3 tRNA genes and 2 rRNA genes are annotated in these 1410 nt (G+C 46.9%); all 5 read right to left on the reverse strand.

Features of this window, described 5'->3' with window-relative positions:
* Positions 1–638: ribosomal RNA gene (locus C9J38_RS21430) — 23S ribosomal RNA — on the reverse strand; the annotation flags it as partial.
* 303 nt (positions 639–941) lie between these two features.
* Positions 942–1017: transfer RNA gene (locus tag C9J38_RS21435), tRNA-Ala, on the reverse strand.
* Between the two features lie 5 nt (positions 1018–1022).
* Positions 1023–1098: transfer RNA gene (locus tag C9J38_RS21440), tRNA-Val, on the reverse strand.
* A gap of 26 nt (positions 1099–1124) precedes the next feature.
* Positions 1125–1200: transfer RNA gene (locus C9J38_RS21445), tRNA-Glu, on the reverse strand.
* Positions 1201–1293: 93 nt separating this feature from the next.
* Positions 1294–1410, reverse strand: a 16S ribosomal RNA gene (locus C9J38_RS21450); the annotation flags it as partial.

A 1410-nucleotide genomic window follows, 5' to 3' on the forward strand; every position in this document is an offset into this window, starting at 1 on the left:
CGCCCAGTTAAGACTCGGTTTCCCTACGGCTCCCCTAAACGGTTAACCTTGCTACTAAAATTAAGTCGCTGACCCATTATACAAAAGGTACGCAGTCACCCAACAAGTGGGCTCCTACTGCTTGTACGTACACGGTTTCAGGTTCTATTTCACTCCCCTCACAGGGGTTCTTTTCGCCTTTCCCTCACGGTACTGGTTCACTATCGGTCAGTCAGGAGTATTTAGCCTTGGAGGATGGTCCCCCCATATTCAAACAGGATATCACGTGTCCCGTCCTACTCGTTTTCACTGATAATGCGTTGTCGGTTACGGGGCTATCACCCTGTATCGCAGAACTTTCCAGAACTTTCACCTAACGCAAAACTAGCTTAAGGGCTAATCCGGTTTCGCTCGCCGCTACTACCGGAATCTCGGTTGATTTCTCTTCCTCGGGGTACTTAGATGTTTCAGTTCCCCCGGTTCGCCTCATAGTGCTATGTATTCACACTATGATACGTGCTTATGCACGTGGGTTTCCCCATTCGGAAATCCCAGAGTCACCGGTTTTTACTACCTTCTCTGGGCTTATCGCAAGTTAATACGTCCTTCATCGCCTCTGACTGCCAAGGCATCCACCGTGTACGCTTAGTCACTTAACCATACAACCCCAAGAGGTTTCGTATGTTCAAACAACCAAGGTTTGTGTTTAACACTTCGATCAAGAAAGTATTAAACGTTGGTTTTTCGCCGGACTCATTGTTTTGTTTTCACTTTTAAAAAGTGAAAGCAAACACAGACACTTGAATGTGTATGTTTTGAGAACTCGTTCTTCTTTCGAAGAACATTTTTAAAATCAATCTATTGATTGAATTTACTAGTCAGCTTTCCAGATTGTTAAAGAACATGTAATCATCGTTAGATAACCACTTTTTAAAAACACTTATAAGAATGTGTTTAAAGAGTGGTGGAGCTATGCGGGATCGAACCGCAGACCTCCTGCGTGCAAGGCAGGCGCTCTCCCAGCTGAGCTATAACCCCATCAATGGTGGGCGATACCGGGCTCGAACCAGTGACCCCCTCCTTGTAAGGGAGGTGCTCTCCCAACTGAGCTAATCGCCCATCGTTTTACTTCCGATGAAAAGAAGTGGCGTCCCGTAGGGGAGTCGAACCCCTGTTACCGCCGTGAAAGGGCGGTGTCCTAGGCCTCTAGACGAACGGGACTAAGTTTCTCTAAGTTATGGGTAACTTAGATGTTCTCTTACATTTTAACCAAGCAATCTGTGTGGACACTGCATTAAACAGCAAGTCTTTAGGTAAGGAGGTGATCCAGCCCCAGGTTCCCCTAGGGCTACCTTGTTACGACTTCACCCCAGTCATGAACCACACCGTGGTAAACGCCCTCCCGAAGGTTAAGCTATCTACTTCTGGTGC

The sequence above is a fragment of the Photobacterium sp. GB-210 genome (assembly GCF_003026075.1).
Lineage (GTDB): Bacteria > Pseudomonadota > Gammaproteobacteria > Enterobacterales > Vibrionaceae > Photobacterium.